Origin of the sequence: Mesorhizobium sp. M0045 (genome assembly GCF_040323385.1) — a bacterium.
Taxonomy (GTDB): domain Bacteria; phylum Pseudomonadota; class Alphaproteobacteria; order Rhizobiales; family Rhizobiaceae; genus Mesorhizobium.
Genome location: NZ_JAMYUY010000048.1, coordinates 1 through 8,271, shown reverse-complemented (window position 1 = coordinate 8,271; position 8,271 = coordinate 1). Strand labels below are relative to the sequence as shown.

The window sequence follows — 8,271 nt, the reverse complement described above, 5'->3', positions numbered from 1 at the left end:
CCTCACCTCTCCCGCGCGAGTCAATGAGGACGGCGATCTATGACGGGCTGCGCTTCACGGCGATGTCATCGGAAATCAAGGCGGCATCGCGCGCGGAACCCTCTTTGGCCTGGCGAGCATCGCCATACTCGCGCTGCTGCCGCTGGTTGTCCGCGATCAGCTTGGAGGAGGACCGCTCGCCTATGGCACGCTCATGGCCGGCTTCGGGACAGGCGCTGTCTTCGCCGGCATCTCCAATAGGCTGTTCAGACGGATCTTGTCACAAGAACGGCTGATGACGCTCTCCTGCGTCGCCTGCGCTGCATGCTCTCTTTCCCTTGCACTGACCTGTTCGATTGCAGTGGCCGCAATTGCGCTCGCCTTGGGTGGCGCGGGTTGGGTCACCGCCTGGTCCGGGGTTGGCGTGAGCGTGCAGCTGGCGAGCCCACGCTGGGTCGTGAGGCGCACGATCTCGATCTACTATGCTTTAGTAAATGGCGGCATCACGGCCGGCAGTTGGGTGTGGGGCACGGTGGCGCAGAACCATTCCCTGGCCTGGGCGCTGGAGGGGTCCGCTGGTGCTCTGTTGCTCGTGGCTGCAGCCGGGGTCCTGTTTCCTCTTCGCGAGCGCCACGAGTCCGAGCCCGATCCTTTGGAGCAATTTGACACACCGGTAGTTGCTCTTGAACTGAAGCCAAGAAGCGGACCTATCGTAGTCAAGGTCGAGTATCTGGTACCCGAGGAAAACGTCGAGGCGGTTCCTGGACCTCATGCGCCAGCGCCGGCATGTACACAGCCGCGTCGGTGCTCGACACTGGACGCTGTGCAGCGCAACCTTCAGAAGCACATTCCGCACGCCGACCTGGACGGACTACCTTGGCCTAAACCATCGTCTCACGACAGCAGACAAGGAACTGGACGAAAGGGTCCTCCTCCTGCACAGAGGGGAGCTTCCACCTCAAATCACGCTTTTGATCGAACGATCGACGAGCCCGCCCCGCAAGGCCGAGCAAACGATGCCTTATTTCCCCCGCCATTGAAATTGGTCTCGACGAGATACTCACCTTCACGAAATATGTTCACGGGATGTGCCGTAAAAGCCAAAATGTATTGCTTTTGCAGTATCCATCCGGCTCAGCGCCTTGTCTGGACTGTTAACGACTGGTCTTAAGCGTGCTCTTATGAGCGCACTTAGGAGTGGTTTATGGGTCAGATCACGTTGCTCACAGGCCCGAACGTCGGCGGCGGCGGAACGAGGAGGGAACGATGTCATATTTGGAGGAGCGCCGCAAGCGGACAGGCGGCGATCTACTCGATCACATTAAGAGGCGGTGCAGCGTCTCGACGTCCTGTTCGATATCGAGCGCGAGATCAACGGACTGAGCGCCCAAGCGGCGCTCCTGCGCTCGCCAGATGCGTAGCGCTGCAGTCATTGGAGGACCTTCACGCCTGGCTGATCGCGCAGCTTGCCAAACTCTCGCGCAACCATGATCTCCCCAAGGCCATCAACTACATGCTGCGCGCTGGCCGGCGTTCGCCCGCTGCCTCGGCGACGCAGGGTCTGCATCACGAACAATGCGGCGGAGCAGGCCCTGCGCTGAGGGCTGGCTCGCCGAGATCGCTATCGAAATGGAACCCGAAGACAATTTGATCTGGGTCCACAGCTCCACCACGAAAACGGCGTGATGGCTTTCTCCCAATTCGGCGTCGAAAGCCTTCAAAACATCATCGCCATCCATCGCGACGAAAACAAATAGGGCCGTCCACGTCCCTCACCGGATGGATAACTTTTGCACCTCACGAAGCAGTGTGTAACGTGGAAACACCGCTGGTATCGCGCGATGGACGACCTCGATCGAAGAATACGCCCTACAACATCGCAACTGCCTCTCACTTTCAGAACGGGCGGAATTGGTCCGTTCCTCGGCCGCCTCATGCATGCGTCGAGTGCAAAAGTTACGATCGGCTGGCGGAATCATTGCAGACATCTCGTTGGTGAATCCGAAAGCGCTCGCTGTAGTGTGGAGCTAGACCGTGAGCGTCTTGACCTTGTTGATGATTCAAGCGCGCGATGCGTGCGACGGCAGTGACGTCAAACCGATGGGAATCCAAAATTCCGAGTCTTTTATCTCGATCAATCCACTTGACAGGGCTCATGTGTGTGTCTGTGTGCGATCGAAGATGAGCTCACGTCTGCCCCGCGGAGGAAGGGTTCGGCCGCACCTTGAACAAGACAGACGAGATCGTCGCCGAAGCGACAGGCAACGCCCATGGCGGCGGTGCGTGTGCTGTCGCCCTATGTCGGCCGAATGGTCGTCGACAAGACGGCACACTGATCGCCTCGGGGAAGCCCTCAAGCCACCAACGACGGCAATAAAGGGGAATCCTAAGGCGCCCCAAGGCCTAGGGCTCATCCGTGTGTGATGAAGAAGAGCTCCCGTGTGCGGCCCCGGAGGCTGAGACATTTCAAAGAACACGTCCTTGTGGCGCCGGCATTTCAGCAGCCGATGCACTTTGGCGCAAACTCTCTTCTCCATGGTGATACCGTTTAGCCGTCGCCCCTCGAACAGATACTCGTTTGAGGCGACAAGGCATCGACATACAGCGGGTTGACCGCGCCACTAACTCAACCGGGGAACTGGAACATGACGATTTCTCGACGCGACCTGATCAAAGTGGGCGTAGGCGCTGGAGCGGCTTTGTCGATCCCTTCGGTCCTGCGGGCGCAGACGGTGCCAGCCGACGCTCGGACGGTGCGCATGGTTATGTCAGGTGACCTCCGCGCTGTCGATCCGTACGTATCGGGCGCTAACATCACCGTCAACCACGCCCTAGGGATTTACGACACTCTCTTTGCAATGGACTCCAAGTTTATGCCGCAGCCGCAAATGGTAGGTCAGTGGGGCGTTTCCGACGACAAGAAAACCTATACGTTCGAACTGCGGGATGGCTTGGGCTGGCACGACGGCACTCCCGTTACTGCAGCGGATTGTGTCGCCTCGATCCGTCGCTGGATTCGCACCCCCGGCGGCGCCGGACCACTGGTTATGGATCGGGCAAAGGATATTTCGAAGAAGGACGAGAGGACGTTCATCATTGAGCTCAAGGAGCCGCTGGGATTGTTGATAGAAATCTTGGCGGCGCAGCATATATTCATCATGAGAGAGAAGGACGCGAGCCTCCCTGTAACAGAACAGGCGACCGCGAATATCGGATCGGGGCCGTTTAAATTCAATCAAGCGCTTGCCATGCCTGGCGCGAGCTTCACCTATGACCGCAACGAGCACTACGTGCCACGTAGCGAGTCACCCGACGGGTTTACCGGTGGCAAGGTCGTCAAGGTTGATCGTGTCGTATGGAACAACGTCGCCGATCAGCAGACTGCACTGGCGGCCTTGCAAGCGGGTGAGGTCGATTTCCTTGAGGCGCCGCCGCCCGATTTTTATCCCGCGATAGAGAGCGATCCCAATCTTGAACTTCAGGTATTGAATAAGGGGGGGGTGGACATGTTCTTGCGCATGAATGCGCTTCAAAAGCCGTTCGATAATGTCAAGGCGCGACAAGCGATGCTTAACTTGATCGACCAGGAGGCGTTTTCGCACACTGCGTCACCCGATCCGAGGTACACCCGCACCGTCGTTTCCCGATTTGGAAATAGCTCGATCTATTCAAATGACGAAAATACCGGCTGGTTCAAGAAGGGCGGCGATCAAGAAAAGGCGAAGCAACTGTTCAAGGAGGCCGGATACGCCGGCGAGAAGGTCGTCATTCTCCAGCCTTCGAATGTAGAATCGATCAGCAACGCCTCGCAACTCCTGGCAGCTGCGCTGCGCAAAATCGGGGTCAATGCCGAGCTTGCGCCGAGCGACTGGGGCGGAGTTGTCGCGCGCCGGGCGAATAAAGGCCCAGTTGAGAGTGGCGGTTGGAGTATTTTCATTACGGACGCATCGGATTTTTCCTTCGGCGATCCAATAGTATCTTCATCTTACCTGGCCGCGAACGGGGTGGAGGGCTGGTTTGGGTGGGTGAAGAACGATGAGTATCAGGCACTTCTGGCAAAATGGCTGGATGTTGAAACGATAGAAGAGCGGAAGGCCCTAGCCCGCAAGATGCAACAGCTTTGGTGGGACTTCGTCGGCATCGTGTTTCTGGGTCAGGTTGTGTCGCCAATCGCACGCCGCAAGACGCTCACCGGCCTTATCGGCGTCCCGGATTACGTCCCGATGTGGAACATGCAGAAGGCCTAAGGACAGTGGCTGCCTACATCCTGCGCAGATTGATTTCGACCATCGCCGTTATGGCGATGGTCGGGATCTTCGTCTTCCTGCTTCTCAGGCTGGCGCCCGGCGACCCGGCGGACATGCTCGCCGGCAACACGGCCACGCCACAGATGATCGCTGCCATCCGCGAACAGCTCGGACTCAACGAGTCTCTGCCAGTTCAGTTCGCCAACTGGGCGTTCAGCATCCTCCGCGGCGACCTCGGGACCTCAATTTTCACGGGGCGACCCGTTCGCGATCTGATCTCACAGCGACTGGAGCCGACCATTTCCCTTTCGATCCTGACGATGATCCTTTCGGTCACGATCGGAGTTTCCTTTGGCATCCTTGCGGCATGGCGCGCTGGCGGTCTTGTTGATCGCATCCTCACGGCATTCGCGACGCTTGGTTTTTCTGTCCCGGTGTTTGTCATCGGCTTCTTTCTCATATACCTGTTCGCTATCAGGACACGTTGGCTACCGGTCCAAGGATACGTGCCGATCGACAATGGCCTCGGGCCGTGGCTTGTGCACCTGATCCTGCCGACCGTGACTTTGAGTGTTCCCTACATTGCTTTCATCGCCCGGATCGCCCGGGCGAGCATGCTCGAAGTTCTATCGGAAGACTATATGCGAACAGCCGCTGCCAAGGGCGCGTCGTCTTATTCCATGCTTTTCCACCACGCTCTGAAGAATGCGGGCGTCCCGATCCTCACCGTGATCGGCTTAAGTTTTGCAGGTCTGATCTCTGGCGTCGTCATCACGGAAACGGTGTTCAACATACCTGGTGTCGGTCGTTTGGTGGTCGATGCGACCAACAACCGCGACTATCCCATCATTCAAGGTGTGCTCATCCTGGTTTCGGGTCTCTACGTCCTTATCAATCTCGCAGTCGATCTTTCCTACACCCTGGTCGACCCCCGCATCCGGTACTGATTATGACGCTCCTCTCCGCACCAGTTGAATACGTCCCGACGGGCCGCCTGCGAATATCTGACCTTCCCCGTTTGGCAAGACGGCATCCGCTCGTCCTTGTAGGCGGCGGCCTCTTGGCGCTGTTGATCGTATTAGCACTCGCAGCCCCGCTTTACGCCGGCGATCCATTGAACATGGATCCATTCAAACGCCTGCAGCCGCCGTCAGCGGACATGTGGCTCGGAAGCGATAATCTGGGCCGTGACGTGTTTGCTCGAACGGTGTTCGGCGCCCGGATCTCACTCATGGTCGGATTGACGTCGGCGGCGGGCGCGGCTTTGGGCGGCCTTCTGATCGGTGTCATCGCCGGTTACAACCGCGGCTTCGATAATACCGTAATGCGGGTCATGGACGGCCTTATGTCGATCCCGACGATTCTGCTGGCAATCGCCCTTATTTCTCTGACGGGCCCAGGAATCGGTATCCTCATCGTCGCCGTTACGATCCCCCAGTTGCCGAGCGTCACGCGGCTGGTTCGTTCGGCGGTTCTGAGCGTTCGGGAGCGTCCTTATGTGGAGGCCGCCCTCTGCGGCGGTGCGCGCCTGCCGAAAGTGCTATGGCGGCATATCCTGCCGAGCACCATTCCGCCGCTTATGGTGCAGAGCGCCATTGTCTGCGCAGATGCGATTCTGACTGAGGCTGGGCTGAGCTTCCTAGGCGTGGGCGTGCCGCCCGAGATCCCCAGTTGGGGCAACATGATTTCAAGCTCTCGACTCTATCTCGCTATCGCCCCATTGACGGTCTTTGCCCCCGGCATCTGCCTTGCCGTGATGGTCCTTGCCGTCAACCTGCTCGGGGACGGCCTGCGCGACCTATTCGATCCCCGCGCGAAGCGGAGACGTTGACATGCTGATGCGAGAACCCGCAGGGGATGACGTGCTTCTCGAAGTGCGAGACCTCGAGACGCACTTTTACGGCGAAGAGAGCGTCACCCGTGCCCTAGGCGGCATCAGCTTCCAGGTGAAGAAAGGTGAAACGCTCGGCGTCGTCGGCGAGTCCGGATGCGGGAAGAGCGTCACCGCCCTCTCCATCCTTCGCCTGCTGCCGAAGCTGACCGCCAGGACTGTCGGCGGCGAGGTCCGCTTTCACCGACGTGACCTCCTTGAGCTGTCCGATCGGGAGATGCGACAGATCCGCGGCGATCAGATCGCCATGATCTTCCAGGAGCCGATGACGAGCCTGAACCCGGTCTATACGGTCGGCCGCCAGATCGCTGAGGCGGTGCAGATCCACACCAAAGCATCCCGCTCCGCGGCCATGAAGAAAGCAGAAGAGATGCTCCGTCTCGTCCGCATTGCGGACCCCCAGCGGCGCGTTAACGACTATCCTCACGAAATGTCCGGCGGGATGCGCCAGCGCGCAATGATCGCTATGGCTCTTGCCTGCTCACCAGAACTATTGATCGCCGACGAGCCAACCACTGCGCTTGACGTCACCATCCAGGCACAGATCTTGCGGCTCATCGTCGACCTGAAAGAGCGCACAGGAACGGCCGTCATCTTCATCACGCATGACCTGGGCGTTATAGCCGAGACATGCCAACGCGTGATCGTGATGTATGCTGGCCGTATCGTAGAACAAGCGAACGTGATAGATTTATTTGCGCGTCCCGCGCATCCCTACACTCAGGGCCTCATGCGATCGGTGCCTGACCGGCGGCGCGGGCGACAGCGCCGCCTTCCGGAAATTCCCGGCATTGTCCCAAGTCTTCGCGAGCCTATTGTCGGGTGCAGCTTTGCTCCTCGCTGCCCGTTCTCTATCGACATTTGCCGCGACAAGACGCCCACCCTGCGTGACGTCGGGTCGAGCCATGCCGCAGCTTGCTGGCGCGCCGAAGAGGTGATGGGCGCATGACCGGTCCTTTGCTGAAAGTCGAGAATCTGACCAAGCATTATCCGCTTGGCTCGGGAATCCTCAAGAAGACAGTCCCAGTGATCCGGGCGGTGGAGGATGTATCCTTTTCCGTCGAGGCGGGCGAGACGCTCTGCATCGTCGGCGAATCCGGCTGCGGCAAGTCGACTGTCGCGCGGCTCCTGATGCGACTCGTGGAGCCGACGGGCGGGCGCGTGCTGATCGACGGGACCGATATCGCGGGCCTCAAGAAGGACGCGCTTCATGCGTGGCGCCGTCGGATGCAGATGGTCTTTCAAGATCCTTACTCGTCCCTGAATCCCCGTCTCACGGCCGAACAGATCATCACCGAGCCTGTCGAGAATTTTGAGCGCCTCAGCCGGCGCCAGCGCCAGGCGCTTGCCGCGGATCTTCTCCGAAAGGTCGGAATGTCGCCTGAGCTGATGCGTAGGCTCCCGTCCGAGTTGTCGGGCGGCCAGCGGCAGCGTCTCGGGATCGCGCGAGCGCTGGCCCTCCAACCATCGCTCATTGTCGCCGACGAGGCGGTCTCAGCCCTTGACGTCTCCGTGCAGGCACAAATCCTGAATCTGCTTCTGGATCTCCAGCAGCAGATGGGCATCGCCTTCGTCTTCATTTCGCATGATCTGGGCGTAGTGGAGCATATCGGGCATCGTGTGGCGGTTATGTATTTGGGGCGGATCGTAGAGCTCGCCCCGTGCGAGGCGCTGTTCGCCAAGCCGGTCCATCCCTACACCGAGGCGCTGATCGCGGCCGCGCCGGTGCCGGATCCGACGCTAGTTCGGCTGGAGGTGCCGGTCGAGGGCGAGGTGCCAAGCCCCATTAATCCGCCGAGCGGGTGCGCGTTTCACCCGCGCTGTCCACTTGCGGTTGAGCGTTGCCGCATCGAAGTCCCGCCTTTGGTACCGACGGCCGACGGCCGCGTCGCGGCTTGTCACGTGCGCGCTCCGGCTAAAGACATACCGCTCCAGCCGGCTCCGGCTGTAGCAGGCGATCATACCCCTGCACATGTGGCTCAGCCTTATGAGCCGGTCATGGGGTTTTGGAAAACAAAAGTCTAGCCCTAGTAAATCATATACACGTGGGAAGTAGGAGATACTATGAATTCTCACGAAGACCGTCACTCTGCGATTCAGCGAGATGGTGGCTTTGATACGGTCGGGTCGATAGAAACGAATGTTGCAAACGGT

5 protein-coding genes and 2 pseudogenes are annotated in these 8,271 nt (G+C 59.4%); all 7 read left to right on the top strand.

Annotation, left to right across the window (positions count from 1 at the left end; all coding sequences use genetic code 11):
* Positions 1-1,019, top strand: a pseudogene (locus NKJ72_RS30510) (MFS transporter); the annotation flags it as partial.
* Positions 1,020-1,480: 461 nt separating this feature from the next.
* Positions 1,481-1,577, top strand: a pseudogene (locus tag NKJ72_RS31110) (IS66 family transposase); the annotation flags it as partial.
* Positions 1,578-2,624: 1,047 nt separating this feature from the next.
* A complete protein-coding gene (locus tag NKJ72_RS30505) occupies positions 2,625-4,226 on the top strand; it encodes an ABC transporter substrate-binding protein (RefSeq protein WP_352480738.1) in 1,602 nt (533 codons plus the stop codon).
* Positions 4,227-4,231: 5 nt separating this feature from the next.
* Positions 4,232-5,173 (top strand): ABC transporter permease, encoded by a 942-nt coding sequence (locus NKJ72_RS30500; RefSeq protein WP_352480737.1) that lies wholly within the window; start codon positions 4,232-4,234, stop codon positions 5,171-5,173.
* A 2-nt stretch (positions 5,174-5,175) separates the two neighbouring features.
* Positions 5,176-6,057, top strand: a complete 882-nt coding sequence (locus NKJ72_RS30495) for an ABC transporter permease (protein ID WP_352480736.1) — start codon at positions 5,176-5,178, stop codon at positions 6,055-6,057.
* Position 6,058: 1 nt separating this feature from the next.
* Positions 6,059-7,066 (top strand): ABC transporter ATP-binding protein, encoded by a 1,008-nt coding sequence (locus NKJ72_RS30490; protein WP_352480735.1) that lies wholly within the window; start codon positions 6,059-6,061, stop codon positions 7,064-7,066.
* Positions 7,063-8,142 carry an ABC transporter ATP-binding protein gene (locus tag NKJ72_RS30485; protein WP_352480734.1) on the top strand — a complete coding sequence of 360 codons (1,080 nt, stop codon included), beginning with the start codon at positions 7,063-7,065 and terminating at the stop codon, positions 8,140-8,142. The genes NKJ72_RS30490 and NKJ72_RS30485 overlap by 4 nt, the downstream gene beginning before the upstream one ends.
* Positions 8,143-8,271 lie beyond the last annotated feature (129 nt).